This window comes from Pseudoalteromonas sp. XMcav2-N, assembly GCF_024124545.1.
Classification (GTDB): domain Bacteria; phylum Pseudomonadota; class Gammaproteobacteria; order Enterobacterales; family Alteromonadaceae; genus Pseudoalteromonas.
In genome coordinates, this window is record NZ_JAMXSF010000005.1 from 62,861 (window position 1) to 86,215 (window position 23,355).

At 44.0% G+C, this 23,355-nt stretch carries 17 protein-coding genes; 13 read left to right on the forward strand and 4 right to left on the reverse strand.

The window, feature by feature from the left end; translation table 11 throughout:
- Window positions 1–15 precede the first annotated feature (15 nt).
- The 3 genes from NH568_RS08335 to NH568_RS08345 all read right to left on the reverse strand — a co-directional run bounded on the left by NH568_RS08335 (window position 16) and on the right by NH568_RS08345 (window position 4,079).
- Window positions 16–2,913 carry an SAM-dependent methyltransferase gene (locus tag NH568_RS08335; protein WP_253046223.1) on the reverse strand — a complete coding sequence of 966 codons (2,898 nt, stop codon included), beginning with the start codon at window positions 2,911–2,913 and terminating at the stop codon, window positions 16–18.
- A gap of 222 nt (window positions 2,914–3,135) precedes the next feature.
- Window positions 3,136–3,336 (reverse strand): hypothetical protein, encoded by a 201-nt coding sequence (locus tag NH568_RS08340; RefSeq protein ID WP_253046224.1) that lies wholly within the window; start codon window positions 3,334–3,336, stop codon window positions 3,136–3,138.
- Window positions 3,337–3,542: 206 nt separating this feature from the next.
- Window positions 3,543–4,079, reverse strand: coding sequence for an acyloxyacyl hydrolase (locus NH568_RS08345; protein WP_253046225.1), 537 nt, complete (start codon window positions 4,077–4,079; stop codon window positions 3,543–3,545).
- Window positions 4,080–4,314: 235 nt separating this feature from the next.
- Between NH568_RS08345 and NH568_RS08350 the strand changes: the two genes are divergently transcribed.
- From NH568_RS08350 to htpG, 11 genes are all read left to right on the forward strand, one after another.
- Window positions 4,315–4,926: an ABC transporter substrate-binding protein gene (locus NH568_RS08350; RefSeq protein WP_253046226.1), complete on the forward strand. Its 612-nt coding sequence runs from the start codon at window positions 4,315–4,317 to the stop codon at window positions 4,924–4,926.
- Window positions 4,927–5,196: 270 nt separating this feature from the next.
- Window positions 5,197–5,796 carry a recombination mediator RecR gene (gene recR, locus NH568_RS08355; protein ID WP_253046227.1) on the forward strand — a complete coding sequence of 200 codons (600 nt, stop codon included), beginning with the start codon at window positions 5,197–5,199 and terminating at the stop codon, window positions 5,794–5,796.
- Window positions 5,797–6,503: 707 nt separating this feature from the next.
- Window positions 6,504–7,520: a hypothetical protein gene (locus tag NH568_RS08360; RefSeq protein ID WP_253046228.1), complete on the forward strand. Its 1,017-nt coding sequence runs from the start codon at window positions 6,504–6,506 to the stop codon at window positions 7,518–7,520.
- Between the two features lie 19 nt (window positions 7,521–7,539).
- A complete protein-coding gene (locus NH568_RS08365) occupies window positions 7,540–8,385 on the forward strand; it encodes a fumarylacetoacetate hydrolase family protein (protein ID WP_253046229.1) in 846 nt (281 codons plus the stop codon).
- A 14-nt stretch (window positions 8,386–8,399) separates the two neighbouring features.
- Window positions 8,400–10,106 carry a non-ribosomal peptide synthetase gene (locus NH568_RS08370; protein WP_253046230.1) on the forward strand — a complete coding sequence of 569 codons (1,707 nt, stop codon included), beginning with the start codon at window positions 8,400–8,402 and terminating at the stop codon, window positions 10,104–10,106.
- On the forward strand, window positions 10,094–11,872 hold the full coding sequence (asnB, locus tag NH568_RS08375) for an asparagine synthase (glutamine-hydrolyzing) (RefSeq protein WP_253046231.1): 1,779 nt from the start codon (window positions 10,094–10,096) through the stop codon (window positions 11,870–11,872). Before NH568_RS08370 ends, asnB begins: the two co-directional genes overlap by 13 nt.
- 18 nt (window positions 11,873–11,890) lie before the next feature.
- Window positions 11,891–12,619 (forward strand): alpha/beta fold hydrolase, encoded by a 729-nt coding sequence (locus NH568_RS08380; protein ID WP_253046232.1) that lies wholly within the window; start codon window positions 11,891–11,893, stop codon window positions 12,617–12,619.
- Between the two features lie 12 nt (window positions 12,620–12,631).
- Window positions 12,632–14,110 carry a hypothetical protein gene (locus NH568_RS08385; RefSeq protein ID WP_253046233.1) on the forward strand — a complete coding sequence of 493 codons (1,479 nt, stop codon included), beginning with the start codon at window positions 12,632–12,634 and terminating at the stop codon, window positions 14,108–14,110.
- Window positions 14,111–14,180: 70 nt separating this feature from the next.
- Window positions 14,181–15,143, forward strand: coding sequence for a DMT family transporter (locus NH568_RS08390; protein ID WP_253046234.1), 963 nt, complete (start codon window positions 14,181–14,183; stop codon window positions 15,141–15,143).
- Window positions 15,143–15,853 carry an SDR family oxidoreductase gene (locus NH568_RS08395; RefSeq protein ID WP_253046235.1) on the forward strand — a complete coding sequence of 237 codons (711 nt, stop codon included), beginning with the start codon at window positions 15,143–15,145 and terminating at the stop codon, window positions 15,851–15,853. Before NH568_RS08390 ends, NH568_RS08395 begins: the two co-directional genes overlap by 1 nt.
- 132 nt (window positions 15,854–15,985) lie before the next feature.
- Complete coding sequence (gene htpG / locus NH568_RS08400) at window positions 15,986–17,902, forward strand: molecular chaperone HtpG (RefSeq protein ID WP_253046236.1); 1,917 nt, start codon at window positions 15,986–15,988, stop codon at window positions 17,900–17,902.
- 68 nt (window positions 17,903–17,970) lie between these two features.
- On the opposite strand, the gene NH568_RS08405 is transcribed toward htpG, so the two are convergent.
- Entirely contained in the window at window positions 17,971–18,450 is a 480-nt protein-coding gene (locus NH568_RS08405; protein WP_253046237.1) for a hypothetical protein, read from the reverse strand.
- 664 nt (window positions 18,451–19,114) lie between these two features.
- Between NH568_RS08405 and NH568_RS08410 the strand changes: the two genes are divergently transcribed.
- Entirely contained in the window at window positions 19,115–21,676 is a 2,562-nt protein-coding gene (locus tag NH568_RS08410; protein WP_253046238.1) for a TonB-dependent receptor, read from the forward strand.
- A 111-nt stretch (window positions 21,677–21,787) separates the two neighbouring features.
- Window positions 21,788–23,350, forward strand: coding sequence for a tryptophan halogenase family protein (locus NH568_RS08415; protein ID WP_253046239.1), 1,563 nt, complete (start codon window positions 21,788–21,790; stop codon window positions 23,348–23,350).
- Window positions 23,351–23,355: the final 5 nt, after the last annotated feature.

The following is a 23,355-nucleotide window of genomic DNA, read 5'->3' on the forward strand; positions in this document are numbered from 1 at the left end:
ATCTCCTAATTCAGATCAAGATTCATGAGGCTGTTGGGCCTCACACATTTTTCTTACTAAGCCGTTCAGTAAACGGAAAGTAAAGCGCACCCGCTGCCAACGTGACCATATCAAGTGACTATTTGGACTCGTACTTTGCAGTCCTAAAATAGTGAGTACTTTCCTTACTTCGATAGGGAGTTGTTGTTCTGTTTGTAGGCCTGGTTCTTTTGAAGCTAATCCATACCCCAACCAGTTGTGTGCTCCGGATGCTCGAGTGTCACTTTTGTTTATTCCTTTAAACCTTGCTAATCCCGTACTGCTATCAACTTCGAAATTCAGTTTTACCTGTTTGAAGTTGCACAACTGCCCAGTGACGTTGGGTATGTCGTTCCATACTAAGTCGACAGTGCCAGGGCTGGAGTCTACTGATTGCAACTGCACAACTGCATTTTCATCCCCTAGTGCGACAATGAGTTCGTTTGGTTGTTTTGCATCGAACAACAGGTCCGGACCATCGGGAAAAAGCGTACCGTCAGCTCGATGTACCGCGCTGATATAATGACCATTGAAGTCTGCAATTGATGATGGTTGTTGAGACGGGGCGACCATTCCCGCGACGAAATTGGCCTGAGCTGGCTTTTCACCCGTTTTCCATAAAAAGCCAACACATTTGGGCATCTGAGTAATTGGATCTATTAAAAACTGAATGATGCCGTTGTTTAGGTTGCCGCCGGCGTTTTGCCATTCAATTTTGTTGTCGTCAAAATGCACTTCGTCAACTTTATGTCCGCCCAGTAAGAGTTCTTTACCATTGAATTTAAGTTCAACTTCTCCCTGCCACTGTCCTTTTAAATATAAGTAGCCACTGTAATATCCAATAAGAGGTTGGCTGTAAGATCTGGACTTAAGACCTCTTAATTGAACTTGCTCCCCATTTGGTAGCGTTGTCTGGCTGCTGTGGAGTACTGTATTTCGGGTATCTTCATCATACGAGAAATCAATACGGCTGTTGTTCCAGTATACGCTCTGGTCTTCATATTTAGTCACGTCAATGGCCTGTCCATCAATGTCTAATAGAGCCTGTGAGGTCGCAAACGGTGGCTGTCCATGTAAGCGAATGCTGGGACCTTTTTGCCAATTATTCCCGTCTTGACTTATCTCGGTTTCATACTGTCCGATCAGGGTTGTAATGGTACTGGAATCGGGAGTTAGTTCGGTGGCAGATAATGTATGCTCCGAGGGTTCATCGCAGTCTTTTGGCCAAACCTTACCTGAAACCGAGCGGATCAACTGGCCTTGCGAATTAGTGTTTACGATAAACTTAAGTTCGCCGTTGACCTCATTTCCTTCATCTGCGTACCAAGTAAGCACCTGGTTGTTAAAAGAAAAGCTAACAACTGGGGTCAGATTGATATAAACCAGACTGGCACTATTATGGTTGGGGTCTCCGACGACAGTGACAACATCCCCAGTGTCAGCGTTGTGATAGACACCGGTCCAGGGAAGTAACATACTGGCATTCACTCTGTCACAGGCTGAAGGCAAGTGCAGCAGTGCTGCCTGAAAGCCGTTTTGCTTTATCCAGCCATTGGCTTTATCGAGGAAATCATCGCCATCTTTATTGTCAATCAGTTGCTGTCTGAATAAGCCAGAGAGTTCTGCATTACTGAGCAATTCAAGCACCAATTTCTCATTGGGGGAGGTATCAACCAGACCACCCTTGGCTGCAAGTTGAGCGTAGCTTTCACTGCGCATAGCAAGCAGGTTTTTCTCTATGTTATTCAAGCCGGGGAAAACGTCATCGGATACCGCGGCAACAGGATCGTTGAGGTAGAGATCCTGTAGCGCTGTATCGCGAGCTAGTTCCAATAAAAACTCTGCGGCACGGGTGTTTGGTTGGAATTGATATTCTTTAGGCACTCGAAAGTGGTCGAATTCGTCGATTGCTGCCATTTCCCGTGGTGAGTATGCATCAATCACCCTGAAGCGGGTCGTTTTTGCAGGCTTATCGCCTTCTTTAGCGAACCCTAAGCGGATCGCCATTTCCATATCTGTGGTTGCAGCTTCTTTTGGTGGGATGTAGAAAGTTGAAATGCCGGTAAAGGTTTTCCGTACTCTTGGGTCAAGCATGTCACTTAACTTATATACAGCTATGGTAGGTTCAAACGTAGCGTGTCTGGCTGCAATATAGTGTGTGATCTCGTAATCCTCACCATAGTAGCTCTGCAAGTATTCTATCAATATTGGAAATTTGTCGTTGATAAACCCTTTTCGGCGATAGCCCATTTCACCGATCAGGCCAACTTGCCACAAAACAAGGTGGGTTTGGATATCAAGATAGCGTTTTCTCAGTAAAACCTCCGATGCCTCGAATGTTTGCATGCCTGGATATGAAGGATCGACGCCTAAATCGGCACACAAACAGTCCAGGGCTGAAATACCGGGTTTCATGACCGCATAATGTCCCTCTCTTTTCGCAATCGCGATGGCTCTGTGCGTTGAAAGTACAAAAATCCCCGGGTGACCATAAAAAATACACACTACTTTTTGTCCTTTTCGGACGTAGTGCAGCATGGCCTCTGTCATTTGCATATAGGTGTGGTATCTGGGTTTTGTATCATCGTATAAAACGTACAGGTCGTAGGCGTCAGGTCTTACCTCCCTGAGCCAGAGCTGGGTCGGTGGGCTGGAAACACAATAGAATACTTTGTCGGCCATTCGAATGAGTGCTTCACTGTCCATAGTGAAACCCAGACCCTGTAATCCCGAACCAATAACAATTAAGGATCCCTGCTGATCTTTACTCACGGGTGTCGGAGATTGTGTGATGCTGGTTTTGCAAGCTGCCATTTCAGCGGTCAATTCATGCCAACGCTGGTTATGGGCTTCCCGTTGTTCATCAATTTCATTCACGTTATTCTGCGTTTCCATAATCTTCTCTTTTGTGTCCAGTTATTGTTAGGGCATCCACTTATCTGAAAACCACATCCCCGAAAATACGTATGCTATTTCTGATAGTGAATCACCAAAGTCGATTAGGACATTTTGAGCTACTGAGTGTTGTCTTCAGCTAACCGCAGACCACTGCTTCGATTGCACAGACACAACCGTTCGCTCAAAAGCCTTCTGCTTGGTTTGTGTTTAAGTTGGGATTTATATGCAGCATTTGCCGGGCGTATCTATCAGGCGCAGTGATTTATCTGACAAAAACTGATGACGGTATAAAAAATCCGATAAGTTGATGAGATATTCTGTGACTTCTGTACAGAGGCCGTCACAAAGTAGGCTGACATAGCACGGTGATGAATAGGCATGGTTTACAGGAGGCGCTGTTTGTTCCATTGTTGTGATCATAATGACGCTCCTTTTCCATCTTTCCGTTGAGTTATAGGTGACTCTGACGATTATTTAAAGCTAGGACAGAATGTTTGAAAAAAATATTACAGTGTATTACACCACTGAACTGAGCGTGTGCATTGGAAGTGTTTGAGTGCTGGATAGTCGACTATTTCAGCCTGTTGATAGCAGCCTGAACAGCAATTGGGTTCAGGCTGATATGATTAAAAGTAAGCCGAATAGGATAGGGATAAAAAGTCCAGGCCGGGGTTAGGGCTCTTAAATCCGGCGTTTGAGTAATGCATGTAGCGAATCGCGATATTGGCGTCGTCCATCTGATAAACCAGCCCGATACGATCTTCAAACTGATAGTGTGTGCTGACATTTTTACCCGCAAATTGAGTGTCATCAAGCAAAGCGAGTCCAATTCCGAACTCCACGGCAACCGGATGACCCTGGTAGGTGGTGAATGGGTACCGGATCACAGGCGATACTGCTAGCACAAAATTACCGTCGTGATGATTCTCTTCTCCATAACGCCAAAAATTGATACTGCTTTCAAAGTGCACATCAAAGTGACGCCAGGCGCGGGGCAAGTCTAGCTCAGGGTGATATTGATAGGCCAGTTTAATGCCGTCGACACTGCCTTCGCCGTGAATGTAGTGGATAGCGTAGCCATGTTGTTGTGCTTGTGCTTGTGCTTGTGCTGGGGCTGCCAGGGAAATAAGACATCCCAGTACGAATAGGGTTGCTTTGATCATAATGAAAACCAATCCAGTATAAGTGAATACTGGTATTGTCGGGATACATGTTGCCAATAAAAAGTCATCAAATGACACAGCATTGATGTTGAAATGGCACCAAAAGGTTAGGCCTTTGATTTTTATTGAAAAAACCATTGGTGCTATTATGGCACTAATATGGTGCTAATTTGTATGTTTTTCATCTGCAAAGTTAGCGCTAAACTTGCCCCACTGACACATACCGGAGCGGATCATGAAAAGACTCACGCAATTTATGCTGGTGGTACTACTGGCGTTTAGCAGCTTACACAGCTTTGCTGCAACGGATACACAAAATAACCCTTATGGCTTGATCAAATCAGTGGGCGATCAGTTGTTTGTGGATATCAGTAAGCTGAATACGCTGGAAGAGGCTCATAAAAAAGCTGAGCTCAAAAAGCTGGTGCGCGCGCAACTCATGCCGCATATCGACATTAAATACGTGTCTTTTAAATTGCTTGGTAAACATGTCCGTGAGATCAAACGAGAGCAGGCCGTGACCTTTATTGAAGCGGTGGAACAGTATCTGGCAAACACTTATGCGAATGCGCTGATGAGTTATAAAGGTCAGCAGGTTAATTTTATTGAGCCGGTGGTAAGCAGTGACAGTAAATTTGCATCGGTCAAGTCTGAAATCGTTGAACCCAACGCACCAACTATCGACATCGTATTCAAGTTTCGCAAAAACAAATCCGGTGAGTGGCAGGTATATGATCTGGTTGCCGAAAGTATTTCATTACTCAGCGCAAAGCAAAAGGAGATCACAGCGCGGATCAGCGAAGTAGGGATAGATCAGGTAAGCAAAGAGCTGGTCGCTAAGAGTTAAGCAACACATATTGAATTTAAGACACAATTTGCGTCCTTCAGGCGGGTATTCACTCTTACCCATGAGATCCAATCTTCTCCGATTGCCCGCCTTTTTTCTCTCAGCGGTATCCGGTTTATCTAGTATCTTTGGCTTGTCGCTGTCGTGTCAGCCATAGTAAGATGGCGACCATTAAACGAATTAGAACAGTGTAATATGCGGTAATCGGTTCACCACCAAGGTGCCAGTTTGCTTTATCGATACACTGTCAAAAATTAAGAACGCTATACTATGCAATTATCACCTTCACTTTCAGCTTTGGTTGAGTCTCTGCGTTGTTTACCTGGTATTGGACCTAAGTCGGCTCAGCGAATTGCCTTTCACTTACTCGAAAGAGACCGCAGTGGTGGCACTGCACTTGGGCAGAGTCTGCTGCAGGCGATGGATAAAATTGGCCATTGCGAATCCTGCCGGACTTTTTCAGAAACGCCGGTGTGTGATATCTGTAGTAACGTAAAACGTCAGGATACCGGACTATTGTGTGTGGTAGAGTCACCGAGTGATGTGCTGGCTATCGAACAAACCGGTCAGTATCAGGGGGTATATTTTGTATTGATGGGCCACTTGTCACCCCTTGACGGCATAGGCCCGAACGAAATCGGCATGGATGTGCTGGAAAAAACGCTGGCTAGTGGCAACATCAATGAAGTGATCCTGGCAACGAATCCAACGGTGGAAGGGGAGGCGACCGCACACTTTATTGGCGAGATGTGCCACCAACATAATGTGACCGCTTCGCGGATAGCACATGGTATGCCGGTTGGCGGTGAGCTAGAGCTGGTCGATGGCATGACCCTGATGCATGCGTTTAGCGGCAGAAAAGTGATTTAGTCAATTTTGCGGCTACACAAGTACTCTTAAAGCTGTTTCATGTGTGGCCCTTTTCTCTTGCTATGAATCTAATTTCTTGAAGTTAAATTTATGGTTAATCCAATTGTGTCGATCACCTGTAATCCTCTTCTCATCAAGCAATTTGAACATAGCGATTGGCTCAGGTGGGATGAAATAAACTACCGTTTATACGGGTCTCTCACGCTAAAATAGGACACTCTACCAAGCAATATTATCTTGCTCTCGAGCTCCGAGCTGAGGTAGTCATTCCTATTGTGTTTTCCTTGATTGTTGTCATTAACTTCAGTGAATTAAAACTTAGTCTGGCGCATTGGTCTATGTTCGATGCGCTATTGTCCTTGTGTCCCAGAAGTCCTCTTTTCTACTCAAGCTTGGTCTTTAACTCAAGCTCTGCTATCAGGACTTGAAATACTCATCTTTTACTTTTTCAAAATAACAAAAATAGATTTAAAGTAACTGTTTTGATGTTTTTTTGTTTCCAAAATGTTTATTTTAGTGTTCTTTCTATCTGTTTTAGTCCCTTTTATTGGTTATTTTTACCTGCTTTAGGTCAAAAGTTGGTCTTATGAAGGTTTGACATGGACCTTTTGTGGGGTTAACGTGCTTCCCGTGTTTTTTAATTGTTTCATTTGTTTTGTTAAGTTTTTCTAAATGTTACTTAAATGTGCACTTGATAAGGAGAGTTAATGATGAGACCGGGAATAAATAAAGTTTCACTGCTAGACACAACCCTGAGAGACGGCTCTTATGCGGTTGATTTTAAATTTTCTACTGAATTCGCTCAGGAGTTAATGACTAAACTTGAGTCGGCCCAGGTGGACTTAATCGAAGTGGGCCATGGCTTAGGCTTGGAAGCTGAGCTTGCTGGATATGATGAATGCACCATTGATGTTGAAAAGTGGTGTGAGTTATCAAATTTGCACCTGAAGGACTCGGGTTGGGGGATGTTTGTTCAGCCTCATTTTAGTCGATTACCTACAATAGATTGGCTTACTAAGGAAGGTATGTCGTTTGTTCGTGTGGGAGTTGAGGCGCAGGGTATAGAAAGTCAGTTAGACTATATTGAGTCATGTCTTTCGTTGAATACCGATGTTTATTTGAACATCATGAAAACAAGTAACGTCACCCCAGATACGTTAGCAAAATATCTCGAACAAGCGCCAAAAGAAGTGGCTGGTATTTATGTTGTTGACTCATGTGGCACTATGTTGCCTTCGAGAGTAAGTGAATATGTCCAAGCTATAAGGCCTTTAAATAGCAATGTCGGCTTTCACGGACATGATAATCTCGGGATGGCAAATGCAAATAGTCTTGCCGCGATTAAAGCCGGAGCCAATATTGTCGACGCTACTCTCAATGGTATGGGAAGGGGAGCGGGAAATGCGTCAACTGAGTCTTTGGCTGCCATTTTAACGTCACAAGGCAATAGCCATTACGACTATCAAGAATTATGTAAACTCGCAGACTATTGCTCTTCACAGCTTGATATCTGCTCGTCCGAGCGTTATGCCCAGGTTATAGGGGGGGTGTTTGGTGTTCACTCAAGCTTGTTTCCTCTGATTAAGCAACTTTCTGCTGACTTGCAATTAGACTTTTTCTCATTAATGAAATTGACAGCCCAAGAATGCCAAAAGGAAATTAATGAAGCCAATATAACTAAGGTCGCCAAACAAGTTGCATCAGCCCAATGTGAAGCAAGTTAAATAGTCAGAGAGATATACAATGAAATTAGCAAGTATTATAAGCAATGGTAAGAATGAGCACTTTGTAAGTATCCAGAATACACTTTGGCAGAAGCTAGATGAGAGTGTTTCGGAACTGTCTTTGGTTGAATTAATAAACAATCCTAATAAGATTATATTAGATGAAAAAAGCCAACCTATTAGTGATTCTGATTTTACCAACCAGCTATTAAATGCCAAATCTATAGTGCCTCCAACGGCAAACATATGGGGAGCAGGTCTAAACTTCAATAATCATGCAAATGACTTGTCAACGGAACAGCCATCGTCGGGGCCTGGTTCTTATCTGCGCCCTAATAGCTGCCTTATGGATAATCAAAGTGACATCATACTGCCTAAGCAAAGCAAGCGCGTGACGGCAGAAGCGGAACTCGGATTGGTGATAGGCAAGGCCTGTAAAAATGTCAAACGTGAAAATTGGCGCGATGTGGTCTGTGCGGTCACAACCGTGCTGGATTTAACCGCAGAAGATATTATTCGCGAGAACCCAAGATATATCCCTTGGGCTAAAGGATTTGACACCTTCTGCAGCATCGGGCCTCAGTTAATTACATTAGATGAATTTGAACCAGGCGTGCTTGAGCAGCTGAGTGTTTCGACAGTACGTAATGGAGAAACGATTGCTACGGCTAAGGTATGCCAGATGCTTTACGATCTGCCTTACCTGGTGGAGTACTTCTCAGCTGGCAGGACTCTGGCTCCCGGCACAATAATATGTACTGGGACGCCAGGAGCGGCAGTTATTAAAGAAGGCGACCATGTAGAAGCAATAGTTGAAAAAGTGGGGCGTTTGTCGCACCGAGTAACGGCAGCTCAAAGTGAGTGATAAGGAGACTGATTATGAAGGAACACAGTAGTCGTTTGGTACGCGCTTTTACGCATGTTTTTCTAACTTATCCCGATAGACCAGCAATAGAAACTAACAATGGGGTATTGACTTATGAAGCGTTAAATAAGCTTAGCAGTGATTTGGCGGACTGCCTGACAAAGGCAACTTCCATAGGAGAGTTTATAGGGATTGAAGCCCATAAGAACGCCTCAACAATTGTTGCAATGGTGGCTTGTGTAAGAGCCAACAGACCCTTTGTTATGATCGATCCCAGAGATAGCCTGGAATCAAATCAAAAGAAAATTGAACTTCTGAGAGTGAATTGCCTAGCACGAAAAGGTCCTCAGTTTGGAGAGAACATACTCATCGACACTGAGCAGTATGTAAGCTACTCATCCAATAGTAAAAGAGAAAGACGTGAAGATCTGTCACCTTTTTATGACTCAATGGTATACGCAATATATACCTCCGGGTCTACGGGTGAACCTAAATGTGTGCTGGTGGAGCAGGACCCGCTCGCAGCTGTTGTTCAAGATCATGTAGAGAAACTCGATCTTTCCTCAAGTTCTAAAACATTGCAATTTGCGCGGTTAACGTTTGATGGATGTATGACGGAAATCTTTTGGAGTTTAACTTCTGGTGCTTGCCTGGTGGTACTTGATGAGTCTTACTTAATGCCGGGCGACACGCTTCAGAATACACTAGAAGAGTTCGCAATTACGCATTTGAAAACCACCCCATTTGCTCTGACAGTGACAAAACCAACCCCAAAAATGAACATTCAGCACGTTATTAATGGTGGTGGAGCTTGCCGGCCTGCCATGAGACAGGCGTGGTCGCGATATGCTGCGTTTCACAACGCATATGGTACAACCGAAACAACCGTGTGCAACTTGCTTACGCCAGCGTTAACCGACGAGGATTGTATAAATGGGATCCCGTTGGGTGAATGTGTTGGACAAGTTGATTTTGAACTTGCTCCTGTAGCTAATTCTGATTTTAGTTCTATGTCTGGGGAGCTAGTGTTCACTGGCGCCAGTGTAGCAATCGGGTATCTCAACGAAGACCAGTTGACTCGGTTTACAGATAATAATGAGCCAAAATACTTTACTGGCGATTTGGTTAATCGAATAGGTAACCAGCTCTATTTTGTTGAGCGTTTAGACAGACAACTCAAAGTGAGAGGATACCGGATTGACCCCGGAGAGGTAGAAGGCGCGGTCTGTGGGAGTTACGACGTGTCTGAAGCTGTCGTATTGGCTTCAAATGATGAGTTCAATGAGACGTTGGTATGTTATTACGTAGGAGAACGTGAACAGCGAACGCTTCGCAAAGAATTAGAAGAAAAGCTCGATAGTTACAAAATACCATCAGTATTTCATCAGGTTGCGAAACTACCCTATACCAAAAACGGGAAAGTGGATCGGGATGAGCTACTCCGAATGCATAAGCAATCGGTCAATGACGCAAAAAATGACGAATCTGAACACCCTCTCATATCATTGGTAAGTGCATTAACAGGCGTTCAGGGAGTGTCTGAACAAGATAGTTTCCTGGAACTTGGCGGGGACTCTGCATCCACTTTAATTCTGATTAAACATCTGAAAGAGCAGGGGTGGTCAGATGTGGGCGTAAAGGATATTTTTCAGGCGCCTGACTTGAAAGCACTTATTGCCAGATTTGAAGTAGAAAAGGAGGACCTGGCATGTGTGGAATAAGCGGGACATACTCATTCGATGGTCATTTAGATAGAACCAATGTTTCAGCTATGCATGATATGTTGACGCACCGTGGTCCAGATGAAACATATTCTCTGGATACCCACTGTGTGAGCGCAAAGCTTGGTAGATTGGGAATGAATGGGCTGGCGACCGGGTGGCAGCCAGCTCACGACTCTACGCAAAGGTATGTGGCACTGACAAATGGTGAAATCTATAATGCCCAAACGCTCATTGATGAGCTTGAGTTAACTATCCCTGATGGAAACGCGGTTGACGTTGCTATCATACCTGAATTAATTTCTCGCTTTGGTATCGACGGGCTCAAAAAGGTGGATGGGCAGTTTGCCTGTATGGTATTCGATAAGCAGGAACGCCGTCTTATTTTAGCTCGGGACAGGTTTGGAGTTTGTCCTTTGTACTATGCGGTGCTTGGTAATAAGGTGCATTTTTGTTCCGAGCTAAAGCCGATTGTAAGAACGGTAAATCATCGCTGGCAATTAGATGCTACGGCCGTAGATCAATATTTTAATTTGGGTAATGTCGTTGCGCCAAACACTTTAGTCTCCGATGTTAAAGCAGTAGAACCCGGGTGCGCAGTCCTGTTTGATGTAGCAAGTATTGATGTTCACCGATACTGGCGCTTTGGAGAGTTTGATGTGTCTGACTCTCCCGTCGACCCAGAGCAGCTTCATGAAACAGTTAAGCGTTCCGTTGCAGATAGATTGCATTCTGAAGTTGAAATTGGCTCTTATTTAAGTGGCGGGTTCGATTCTAGCGCTATCTTGGCAGATGCCTCCGCATTGTCTGAATCTCCAATTAAAACGTTTTCCGTGACTTTCGATGAACCTGGTTTGGATGAGAGTAAATTTCAGCGCACGGTCTCTGATGCGATGCATAGCATTCATCATGAAGTTGTCTGCTCGAAAGGGGATATTGGCAGGCGTTTTGAGGAGATGGTACGTCATTGCTGTTTTCCCCAAAGAGAAACATATAATGTTGCTGCATTAATGTTGTCTGAGTCAGTGCAGTTGTCTGGGGTTAAGGGGGTGTTGTCTGGAGAAGGTGCAGATGAGCTTTTTTTCGGTTATGACTCATACATTTTTGACTCGCTTGCGAAAAATAAAACATCCGAAAGTATGGTGAATGAACAAGCTTGGGGGAGGGCCGACTTTTCCTGGGAAGTAGATCCGATCAAAGTTCAGGCACGCAAAGAAGTCTTTTTGTCACAGAGTATGCAAGATGCGATTAAGGGAAACGAATACTGGAGAAAGCGACTTATTCCTTACTCTGAGAGTGAATTAAAGGGGCTCTCTAAAATGCAGCTGCGTTCGATCGCAGATGTGTATGTCCAGTTATCGGGGCATCTTTTGGGTGATCACGGTGATGCAATGGTTATGGCTAACTCTATCGAAGGGCGTTATCCATTTCTTGGTAACTCCGTTGTCGCTATGGCAATGAATATTTCGGATGCTCAGAAAGTGGCAAACTTTGAAGGCAAGGCTTGCTTACGCAAAGCATATGACCAAGTCCTGCCACGTGAAGTGTTAACCAGAGCGAAGCAAGGCTTTACAGCTTATGATCTGGTTCATGTGGTGGATGATAAGACATGGTCTCGTTGGCGGGAGTTGACACACTCTGCAGGCATTTTCAACAACCATTGTATGGACAATCGTTTTAGCAATTACCGAGAGGAAAAGTGGGACTTCAGATTAGCATCTATCAGCCTGGCGATCATTATTGATGAGCTAGGGCTGCATGTCTAAGGGAGTTGAAGGGTTAAGATGAAAATATCTTCAGAAAAAATCTTTGCTTTTCCCGGAATGGGTTCATTCGGGACTGAGTTTGCACACCTGCTAAAGGAATTCAGACCTAACATCAAGGTTGTTCGCTATTCGCAAAGTTGCGAATGCACAACCGATGGTGAGGCTTTGCTGAAACAATATTTGAGTTTCTGCATCGAACAAATTACGGCAGCTGGCTGTACCCAGGTTATCTTACTGGGGCACAGCTTTGGTGCCTATCTTGCCTATCAATGTGCGGTCATTTTGGGACAGTCAAACATTACAGTGAAACAACTTATTGTGGTTGGTGCGAATTCACCTTTAGCATGTAAAGTTCCAGCACCGCTCCCCACCTGTGACAGTGAAGTTGAGGCCTATTTTAATGCACTAGACCCTCAATTGCTGTCGAAAATTCAGGATGAGGAATGGAAGCAGTTAATGATTGAAAGAACAAAGTACGACTTTCTCGTTCTCCAAGAGTTTTATCAACAAACTCATAAGCATGTTGAATGCCCTATCATAGCATGGATGAGTAAAGCTGATTCACTCACTGATGCAGAAGGCACACAGGATTGGGGAAAATACACGGTTGAGGAATTCAGTTTATATGTAGTCGATGGCGGTCATTTTGATTTGCCTGCTCACCCTGAAATCAGGCGTTGTATTGAAAAAATAGTAACAACATCTTCGGATGAAAATGAAAAATTAATGGTATCGAAGATCTCATAAGGATAAATGACAATGGAACCAAAACTTCTTGATAAGATGACTAAGTACTTGCCGGGCTGTAATTTAGATGCGGTTTCGGCTTGCGTTGACCGACTCTATTCAGAATTACCCGATAAGAAGCATCTGAATAAGAATGTAGTGATGGTCGCCTACGGTGGTGGGAAAGACAGTTCATATACAGCTGCTTTTATGCGGGCAGTGCATTTATTAATGGCTGAACGGTTTAATGGAGATACGTTTAAATTGCGGCTCGTAACCATGCGACACTCGGGTATGCCCTATGTTGTCATGCAAAATATAGACCGCGCATATCGTGCACTTGAGGTGTACGATGATCCAAATACCGAGCTGTTAATGCTTGAGCGCAGCGATGTCAGACCTTTCGATTTAAATGCGTCTATGCCGTATCAAGTTCTGTCATTCAATCGTATCGATCTTTTGATGTCAGGGCATAGGTCGTATGGTGATGGACGCACAAGCTTTTGCAACTCATGTAACCTGAATGTTGCCGACTCCTTTGGTATAGCAGCGAGTTACGATGGTGGGGTCGATCTAATCGTGACGGGGGATTCTCCACAAGAGCAGGTTGAGTATGGGCGTTGGATCCGCAAGCTAGCTTTTAAATCAAATCATAAGTTATCAAGAGGCAAAGGGTTTGCGAGCACGCTGTCGACGCTAGATGGCCTGGCAAAAACGTACGCTAAAGAAATTCACGGTGAAACACATGCTGACAGAGTTGCTGAACGGGGCGTAACATCTGATGTTCCAGAGCAATTGAGTTTCTTCTCCATTTATGACTTCACTGATTACGCGTCAGGCGCTCACTGGCAGTTATTAACAGAGTTTTTAGGCTTTGTATTTGATGATATTGCGTTTAGCTTTACCGAGTCTGATTGTGCAAACCCTGCTTTGATGGCACATTTTCGAGGGCTACGAACTGAGTACGTATACCGCAGAAGTTATCGCGAAGGGGTTGACCAATATGTTACATTCGCCATAGAGTTAATGGAACGTAAAGAATTTCCCGAATCACTGATAGCGATCATGAAAAAACGGTACGAGTCTGAGGAGGGTATTTCAAAAATGCGTGATGCTGCATCTAACTATGCGAAGATCACATTTGGTCTTACGGAGGAGCAGTTAGTATGTATGGTTTACTCACCTTTTGCAGGGCAAGGAAAAGAGCTACATGACTATCTGAGTAACGAAAAACCTGAGTTGCTTGAATATGAGCAAGAATTGCATTCGCTACTTGATGGAAACCAGATTACTGATCTTGCCTTATCTAAAAGGCTGGAAAAAATCAGTGGTTTAAGTATCACAGACTTGAGGCAATTATATCGCTCTTCTCTTTGGTCTCCGGTTAAAGCTCAAGGTGATGATACGGATTTACTGCACCTAATTACGGTAAGTGACTCTAATCAGAAGCTACTATACAGCTCCGTTGGACAGTCTGGTGAACAAGTATTCGATCGAGTATCCGGTCGGTGATCTGTCATTAGCTGAATTATAGCTCTTTATCTGGCGATAAAGAGCTATGTTGAATAAGGAATATTATATTATGAGTACTTCCACCTCTCCCCCTGTCTCAGAGACTCAAGACAAAACTGCTTTATTCGCATTTCTTGCGTTGTTGGTGACAATGCTGATGTTTGGCAGTGCGTTTGCCAGCTCAAAGTTCGTAGTAAATACATTACCTTTTGAAGTTGCAGCAGCATTGCGGTTTTGTGGTGGGAGTGTATTTTTAATTATATTGTCAATATTTTTGCGAAATAAACAAGAAACTGTGAGTATTGCAGTATCAACCAAATTTGCACTCGCAGGTCTGTTAGGCGTTTTTGCTTATAATGTTATGTTTTTCTTAGGGTTGTCTTTGGCTCCATCGATGGATGGCAGTATCATAGTTCCAGTACTGAGCCCCATTATCACACTTGCTATTCTACTATTTATGAAGAAAGAAACAGCATCCTATGCAAGGATTTTCGGAATGGCACTGGGGTTAATTGGGGCATCGATGTTTTTGTTCGAAGCTATCGATACAGAGTCTTCCAGTAGTCGAGCTATCGGTGATCTATATTTTGTTTTGGGTGCTGCATGTTGGGGAGCATATAGCATTGTGTCAAAAGGGTTGTTCTCTAAACACAAATTGAGCCCGTTATTAGCTACGACGTACTCGACCTTGGGTGGGACCTTATTGCTGGTTATTTTTAGTCTTCCCAAGCTTACGGAGGTAGACTGGGCAAGTGTGCCCATGTTTGTCTGGGCAAATATCATATATCTTTCGATTGGCCCAACAGCAGTCGCATACTTGTTTTATTTTTATGCGCTGCGTACTGTGAGCGCTTCTACAGCGACAATTATGATGTTTACGGTGCCAGTGTTTGGCGTTGCTTTTTCTAGTGTTTTCCTCAATGAGTCTATTCTTCCCAGTCAGATTGCGGGAGCGTTTTTGATGCTTGCAGGTTCCTTGATAGCGACGGGGATTCTCACTACTTTAAAAAACAATAAAAAGGAGAAGCAATAATGCTGTTTAAAGGAAAAAAGGCAATTGTGTTTGGTGGTACATCGGGCATTGGATTAAGCACGGTTGTAAAACTTGTTCAGGAAGGAGCAGAAGTTATTGCAGTTGGTTTAACTGAGGGAAAAGCTGTCCCGGAGCTTCCTGAACAAGTGATTCGGGATTGGTGTGATGTGAGGAAGTCTGAACAAGTCGCCTCTATATTTGAAAGATATGGGCAGCTGGATATGATTATCAGCACTGCGACCGGAGGTACACGTGCTTTGGGTCCTTTCTTAGAGATGGATATGACAGGATATCGAAATTCCTTCGACAAACTTTGGGGTTATGCCAATGTGGTAAGGTATGGGGCCAAGTGGTTATCCAAAAATGGTTCCATTGTATTGTTGAGTGGTTCGCCGGCGAGACGCTGTGGACAGGGGCAGATAGCTTTATCTAGTGTTGGAGCTGCTGTTGAAGCGTTTGTAAAGGGAGTTGCAAAAGAGGTGGCGCCAAACAGAATAAACGCCCTGTGTCCAGGTGTGATCGATACGCCAATAGTGAAGCTAAGTAAGTCAGAGAAAGAAGCCTACTATGCAGCGAGAACAAAACATCACCTGATACCTAGGGTTGGTACTGCTGATGAATGCGTACAAGGTATCGTATTTTTATTATCTAACGAGTTTGTGACAGGGACTGTGTTAGATGTTGATGGTGGAGCAATATTAGCGACTTAGTGAGTAAAACTAATTTTTTCTTTTATTTTCCCTTGAAAAATACTTTCCCAGCACAATATACCTGAGCATAACGCAAGTTAACTGATTAACTATGTACTACTATTGTGTACCAAATAAGTTAGGGTGTACCAAATGACTACAGAAAATACTAAAGAAAATCATTCATTTAGTGCCAATACGAAGCAGTTGCTTCAACTAATGATCCACAGTTTGTATTCAAACAAAGAAATCTTTTTACGTGAGCTGGTATCCAATGCGTCGGATGCCGCTGACAAGTTGCGCTTCTTAGCGCTGCAAAACGGTAATTTGTATGAAGGTGATGCTGAATTGCGTGTACGTATCAGCGCCGATAAAGACGCGAAGACGGTAACCATTTCTGATAATGGTATCGGTATGACCCGTGACGAAGTGATCAGCTCTTTAGGCACTATCGCTAAGTCAGGTACGGCAGAGTTCTTTAAAAACCTGACAGGCGATGAAGCGAAAGATTCTCAGCTAATTGGTCAATTTGGTGTAGGTTTCTATTCTGCCTTTATCGTCGCTGACGAAGTAACAGTACGTACACGTAAAGCGGGCGAGACTCAGGCAGTTGAATGGCAGTCAAAAGGCGAGGGTGAATATACCCTGGCGGACATTGAAAAAGCCGAGCGCGGTACTGAGATCATTCTTCACCTGCGTGAAGAAGAGCTGGAATTTGCCGATGACTTCCGCCTTCGTTCAATCGTGACTAAGTACTCAGACCATATCTCTATCCCGGTAGAAATGTTCAAAGCGCCAGTACCTGAATCAGAAGGTCCGGATGGCGAGAAAATTGAAGCTCAGCCTGGCGAGTGGGAAGGTATTAACCGTGCCACTGCACTGTGGACTCGCGATAAGTCTGAGATCAGCGACGAAGAATATAAAGAATTCTACAAGCACGTGGGTCATGACTGGGAAGAGCCACTGACCTGGGCACACAACAAAGTCGAGGGTAAAACGGAATACACCAGCTTACTGTATATTCCTAAGAAAGCGCCATTTGACATGTGGAACCGTGACCGTCAGACAGGCCTGAAGTTGTACGTGCAGCGCGTATTTATTATGGATGACGCAGAGCAGTTTATGCCAAGCTACCTGCGTTTTGTAAAAGGTTTGTTGGATTCAAACGACCTGCCGTTGAACGTATCGCGTGAGATTTTACAAGACAACAAAGTAACTCAGGCGATTCGTAAAGGGTGTACGTCTCGTATCCTTAAAATGCTGGATCGCATGGGTAAGAACAAACCAGAAGACTATCAGACTTTCTGGAACGAGTTTGGCCAGGTGATCAAAGAAGGTCCGGCTGAAGACGCCGCCAATAAAGAAGCTATTGCTAAGCTATTGCGTTTCAGCTCTACCCACACCGACGAGAGCGTCCAAAACGTGTCGCTTGAGCAGTACATTGAACGCATGGCTGAAGGCCAGGACAAGATTTACTACGTGGTTGCTGACAGCTTTGAAGCTGCGAAGAGTTCACCGCACCTGGAGATCTTCCGCAAGAAAGGCATCGAAGTACTGTTATTGTCAGACCGTGTCGATGAGTGGATGATGAGTCATCTGACAGAATTTGCAGAGAAGCAGTTCCAGTCTATTACCCGTGGTGACCTTGACCTGGGCGATATGGAAGATGAGGAAAGCAAAAAAGCACAGGAAGAGAGTGAGAAGCAGGTCGAAGGCCTGGTAGAGCGTATCAAAGAAGCACTGGGTGATAAAGTCAAAGAAGTGCGCTTTACGCACCGTCTGACTGATTCTCCGGCTTGTGTTGTGGTAGATGACCACGATATGAGTTCACAGATGCAAAAGCTGATGGAATCTATTGGTCAGTCTGCACCAGAGTCTAAACCAATTTTTGAGCTGAATCCTGAACACCAGTTGGTTAAACACCTGAATGTTGAACAGGACGAAGATAAGTTTGCACAGTGGTCAGAAGTTTTACTGGATCAGGCCCTACTTGCAGAACGTGGCAGCCTGAAAGATCCTGCTGGCTTTGTCGCTCGTCTGAATAAGCTAATGCTTGATTTGAGCAAATAAGCGCAACGCAGATTTTAATGTATTGAAAAAGCCCGGCGAGCTATTTGACCGGGCTTTTTTGTGCCTGATTATTGTTGAGGCGCGATAGGGCAATAACGGCCGCTATCTGGAACCCAGACAGAACGGGTTTCCCACCGACAATTATAAGCTACACGCTGCTCTTCCTGTTGGGTGAAGTAGGTATTGTGCTGGTGTACATACACACCACCCGGAGCGTAGTAATCTGGTCCTGGAATGGTCCAGTTTGCCGGGCAGCTTTTATTAGACAGAACAGTCCGTGTGTCCCAGGCCGGTGCAGAGACGGCACTGTGTTTAGCCGTTAGCTTATAATGACATGTTTTATAAGACACATTGACCAGCTGAGTACGGTAGTCGCATACCCATACGCGGCGCTCATCCCAGTATCCACCACAATTGGCGTTGTTAACCTGAGTGTCGTAAAAGGTGTTATAGTCTGTAACCTGCATACTGTCGGCAGGCTGAGCCTGAGCTGTAGCCGCAGCACATACCAGTGCAGCTCCAATGATTGTTTTGATATTACGTATCATAAGTTAGTCCTTTTTTAAGTTGTTAGCAGATACCTGACTAGACTGCTCCTTCAACTAAACAAAAACGTTTAGTGCTTTACTAATCAGACTGCCATAGTGAAACACAGGCAAGATCTCAATGTAAGACAGGGGCGTGTGATAAATTTTCATCCCTTAAAAAGGCTATTATCTGCTTGTTTTACCTTGGACTAATGGTGTTTTGTCATATAACTAAAGGCCCGCTCATGAATTTGTCATATAAATTCACTAGACAAACCAAACATGAAAAAGATAAAATGACAGCGTTGTCATTGAGATCTATTATCACCTTGAATACGCTTCTGCCCGAACGTTTAATGGAATAATCAGATAGCACAGCTCGCCTACATTAGATTAGTTTATTAATTAGGTCCAAATCTTCTACATAACTCATCGCAATCACTGTAAAAAAGTGCATAGCTTGTGATATATTCACCTCGTTTGTAACAAACTATAACCAAATAATTATTTATTCTTTCTATATCAGTGGGTTAGATTTTTGTTGAAAAAATCTTATGTTAGCCACACAAAAAGATGTAGCGAATCTGTAATTTTGGGTGTATGGTTTGTTATTAGATGACAGCGTTGTCATCATCACTGGGCAGAAGTGATTTAAAAACCAACAAAATGATTCAAGGGGAATCCTGTGTTAGCTAATAATTTTAAGAAAAGCTTACTTGCAGCAAAGGTTGGCCTAATCCTGGGTACGGGTGTGACAGGCGTGGCGTTTGCTGAAGAAAACCAGACTGGCGTGAAAGAAGATGTTGAAGTTATTGAAGTGCGCGGTATTCGCCGCTCATTGGAAGCTTCACTGAATACGAAGCGTTTTGCAAACGCCGTTGTAGATTCTGTATCAGCTGAAGATATCGGTAAAATGCCGGACAAAAATATCGCAGAATCACTACAACGTATTCCGGGTGTATCAATTACACGTAACTTTGCTGGTGAGGGTGGCTCGGTTTCTATCCGGGGTACAAACCCTGAGCTGACAGCAATTTCTTTGAACGGTAATTACGTTGCTTCAACAGGCTGGTTTTCTCAACAAGCTATGTCTCGCTCATTTGACATGGATTTAATGCCAACAGAAATGGTTGCTGGCGTTGATGTATACAAATCACCGACCGCGACACTAGATGAGGGTGGTGTTGGTGGTACAGTTGTTATGCGTACACGTAAACCATTAGAGCTGGATGCAATGACAGTATTCGGCTCTCTGGAAGTACAGGATAACAGCATTGCCGACGATAATGGTTATGGTGGCACAGGTCTTGTTAGCTGGAAGAATGATGATGAAACATGGGGTGTGTTAGGTGCCTTATCTACCCTTGAAACAGTAGGTCGAGCTCACAAAGCCGAAAACTATATGGACGACGGTTGGGCTGGTGCGGGTATTGCCGAGTTTGCTCAAACACGTCAGCGTGATGCTCTGAATTTTGTTGTCCAATATGCGCCAAATGATCAGTTAGACATGTCTTTTAATTATTTTGGTGTAGATCTGGATGCAGGTAACTCGAACCAAAACTACCTGATCATTGCTGGGACTGATGCTGATGCATTCAATGGGAATGTAACGGGTGCGACGGGTTTAGGCCCTGTAAATGGATTTGCGCTTAACGGTACTTTTGCTGGTGGTCCATTGGATGATCAGAATACCCGTAATGCAGAAGTAGACACTAAGGTTTACTCATTCGAAACCAACTATAAAGCAGACGCTTACAATGTTAAGTTCATCCTGGGTCACACAGAAGCAGGTGGTGGTGACGGTGGTAACTATAACATAGGCTGGACATCACCTAATGCGGGTCAATCTATTGTTTTCGATATGACTCGAGTTGATGATATGGTGTTGTTGCCGCAGGGAACTAATGCAGGTGACCACTCAGAGTATGTGATGGGCGCACCATCTGTCACTGAGGGTGTCCGCTCTGATGAAGAAACCTTCGTACAACTAGATTTTGATTTTTTTGTTGATTTCGGCGCGATTACCAACATTAAAACGGGTTTGAAGCTGCGTGATCATGAGTTTTTGAGCTATTCAAACAAATGGACATTCAAAGACGGTGTAAACCTGGATAGTAATGGCAATCAACTTACCAAAGCTAACTTTGCCGATGGTCACTTTGATCACTCCGGTGTTGGCCTGAGCGGTGGGTCTCCAACTAATATTGCACGTACTGACGGTGATGCGCTGCGCAGTCATATCAATGGCTTTAAAGACGGCTCTGATTTACAAAAGGCTGGCTGGGGTAAAGTATCAGAAGATATTGCCGCGGCTTATGTTCAGGCAGATTATTCTGGAGATGGTTTCCGAGGCAACATCGGTCTGCGCTATGTACAGACTGATACTTCTGCGGACTACTATGATTTTGTTACTTTGGCAGACATAAAAACAGATAAGAAAGATTATTCTGATTGGTTGCCAAGCTTTAACCTTGCATTAGATCTAACAGAGGATTTGATCCTACGTATTTCTGCTGCAAAAGTAATGAGTCGTCCAAATTATACCTTCATGAACCCAGCTTCATCGTACAATGAAACGACCAGAACATATACGCGTGGCTCTGTTGACATTGACCCATATCGTGCAAGCCAGGCCGATATCGGCATTGAGTGGTACTTCAATGAGTCTTCTTTAATCTCAGCAACATTGTTTAATAAAGATATCAAGTCCTTTATTGTTCAGGGCGGTAATGTAAGTACAATCACTGTTGGTGATGATACTGCACCTCGCTTTGTGAGTGAACCAGCTCAGGGCTTGGGTGGTCAGATTGAAGGGGTTGAATTCCAGTATCAACAGACATTTGGTGAGTTTGGTGTTCTTGCGAACGTGACCTATGCAGACGGCCATGGTTTACGCCAGATTAATGATAAAATTGAGAAAGAAGATTTGCCAGGCTTGTCTCAGTGGTCAATGAACTTAACAGGTTACTACGAGACTGATCTGTACTCAGTACGCTTGGCTTACAACTACCGTGATCAATACCTTGCTGAAAGTACTGGTATCGGTGGCACTACGTTGTGGGATGAGCATAGCTATGTAGATGCGTCTGCAACTTGGCATATCAACGACCAGTTAGACCTGAGTATCGAAATGACTAACATTTTCGAAGAGACAACGACTCAGCGTCTTAGCTCTGCATACTCTGCAATGCGTTTGGCGGCAGAAAATGGACGTAATACATACCTGAAGCTGTCTTATCGCTTCTAATTTCGTATTTTGTTTGAAGGAAGGCGTCTGCCTTCCTTTTTCTATTTTATGTACTTCTAAAATCAATTTTACGATAGAGTGATTTTATCAGTACATAGCCTCGAGGTAGTCATGTCAAAACCAGTCAATAACCTAGTTATCGTAGGTGGCGGTACAGCTGGATGGTTGACAGCCGCTGTATTAGCCAGTCAGCTCAATTCAAAAAAGAACAATGCTGTTCAGGTCACACTCGTTGAATCTCCAGAAGTACCAATATTAGGAGTTGGAGAGGGGACGTGGCCAAATCTTAGGGCGACATTGAGAAAGATTGGCGTATCAGAAGCTGATTTTATGCGTGAGTGTGACGCGACATTTAAACAGGGCGCTTTGTTTGTCAACTGGATGACCGCTGACAATGGTGAGCAGCATCAATACTATCACCCTCTAAATACTGTGTACCATTCATCATATGAATTCAGCTTGGCACCATACTGGCTGCTTGGTCACGGACAAAAGCAACGTTATGACCACGCCGTTGCTACTCAAAGCCAGGTGTGTGATGCAGGCTTAGGTCCCAAGGAAAAAACCACACCTGAATATCAGGCTATCCAGGAATACTCATATCACTTAAATGCCAATAAATTTGCTGATTTCCTGACCCGCCACTGCACCGAAAAGCTGGGTGTTAAGCATCTGCTTGCACATATTAAAGGCGCTCAGCAAGATGCAGAGGGTTTTGTGACGGCATTAGAAACAGATAATGAACAACACCCATTAGTAGAAGGGGACCTGTTCGTTGATTGTAGCGGATCGAAGCCTATTTTGTTTGAAAAAACCTTTAATATTCCATGGAAAGACATTAGTGATGTCATTTTTAATGATATGGCTATTGCGATGCAGGTGCCATACAGTGACCCTGACAGACCCATTGCAAGTCACACTATCATGACTGCTCAGGACAACGGCTGGATATGGGACATAGGTTTATACAATCGCCGGGGAGTTGGGCATGTGTTTAGTAGCCGTTATACGACTGCTGAAAAAGCTGAGCAGCAACTGCGGGATTATGTTGGCAAAGAAGCTGAGCAACTTGACGCCAGAGTGATCCCGCTCAAGTTAGGATACAGAGAAAAGTTTTGGCATAAAAACTGTATTGCAATAGGTATGTCAGCCGGTTTTGTCGAGCCTTTAGAAGCATCTGCGATTTATCTATATGATGGCGCAGCTAATATGCTGGCCGATCAGTTCCCACGCACGTTTGAAGCTATGGCTTATGTTGAAGAAAAATTTAACCGTTCCTTCACGATGCGAATGGAAAAAACAATCGATTTTATAAAGCTACACTACTGTATTTCGGATAGGCTTGATTCGCAGTACTGGCGCGATAATTGTGCACCAGAATCCATACCGAAGTCATTGCAATCTAAGCTGGCTCACTGGTCAGAGCACCCGCCAACTCGCTATGATTTTGAGAATGCATGGGAACCTTTTAATCTGGATAGCTATTTGTATGTGCTTTATGGCATGAACTTTAACACTGATCTGTCTCACAACAGTGATAGTTTCAATAATGTAAATTTGGCATCAGCTAAATTTGCTGAGGTAAGCAAAATGGCTGACAGGCTGACGACGCATCTACCCAAGCATCGCGAACTGTTAGACAAAGTTTATCGCTTCGGCTTTACAAAAATTTAGGGGGA

Bases quoted from the DNA above. Each gene is read 5' to 3' on its own strand.
- NH568_RS08415 (WP_253046239.1), top strand. From the start codon at position 21,788: ATGTCAAAACCAGTCAATAACCTAGTTATCGTAGGTGGCGGTACAGCT.
- NH568_RS08365 (WP_253046229.1), top strand. From the start codon at position 7,540: ATGAAATTAGCAAGTATTATAAGCAATGGTAAGAATGAGCACTTTGTA.
- NH568_RS08360 (WP_253046228.1), top strand. From the start codon at position 6,504: ATGATGAGACCGGGAATAAATAAAGTTTCACTGCTAGACACAACCCTG.
- NH568_RS08340 (WP_253046224.1), bottom strand. From the start codon at position 3,336: ATGATCACAACAATGGAACAAACAGCGCCTCCTGTAAACCATGCCTAT.
- NH568_RS08345 (WP_253046225.1), bottom strand. From the start codon at position 4,079: ATGATCAAAGCAACCCTATTCGTACTGGGATGTCTTATTTCCCTGGCA.
- NH568_RS08385 (WP_253046233.1), top strand. From the start codon at position 12,632: ATGGAACCAAAACTTCTTGATAAGATGACTAAGTACTTGCCGGGCTGT.
- asnB (WP_253046231.1), top strand. From the start codon at position 10,094: ATGTGTGGAATAAGCGGGACATACTCATTCGATGGTCATTTAGATAGA.
- NH568_RS08380 (WP_253046232.1), top strand. From the start codon at position 11,891: ATGAAAATATCTTCAGAAAAAATCTTTGCTTTTCCCGGAATGGGTTCA.
- NH568_RS08335 (WP_253046223.1), bottom strand. From the start codon at position 2,913: ATGGAAACGCAGAATAACGTGAATGAAATTGATGAACAACGGGAAGCC.
- NH568_RS08350 (WP_253046226.1), top strand. From the start codon at position 4,315: ATGAAAAGACTCACGCAATTTATGCTGGTGGTACTACTGGCGTTTAGC.
- htpG (WP_253046236.1), top strand. From the start codon at position 15,986: ATGACTACAGAAAATACTAAAGAAAATCATTCATTTAGTGCCAATACG.
- NH568_RS08390 (WP_253046234.1), top strand. From the start codon at position 14,181: ATGAGTACTTCCACCTCTCCCCCTGTCTCAGAGACTCAAGACAAAACT.
- NH568_RS08405 (WP_253046237.1), bottom strand. From the start codon at position 18,450: ATGATACGTAATATCAAAACAATCATTGGAGCTGCACTGGTATGTGCT.
- NH568_RS08370 (WP_253046230.1), top strand. From the start codon at position 8,400: ATGAAGGAACACAGTAGTCGTTTGGTACGCGCTTTTACGCATGTTTTT.
- recR (WP_253046227.1), top strand. From the start codon at position 5,197: ATGCAATTATCACCTTCACTTTCAGCTTTGGTTGAGTCTCTGCGTTGT.
- NH568_RS08395 (WP_253046235.1), top strand. From the start codon at position 15,143: ATGCTGTTTAAAGGAAAAAAGGCAATTGTGTTTGGTGGTACATCGGGC.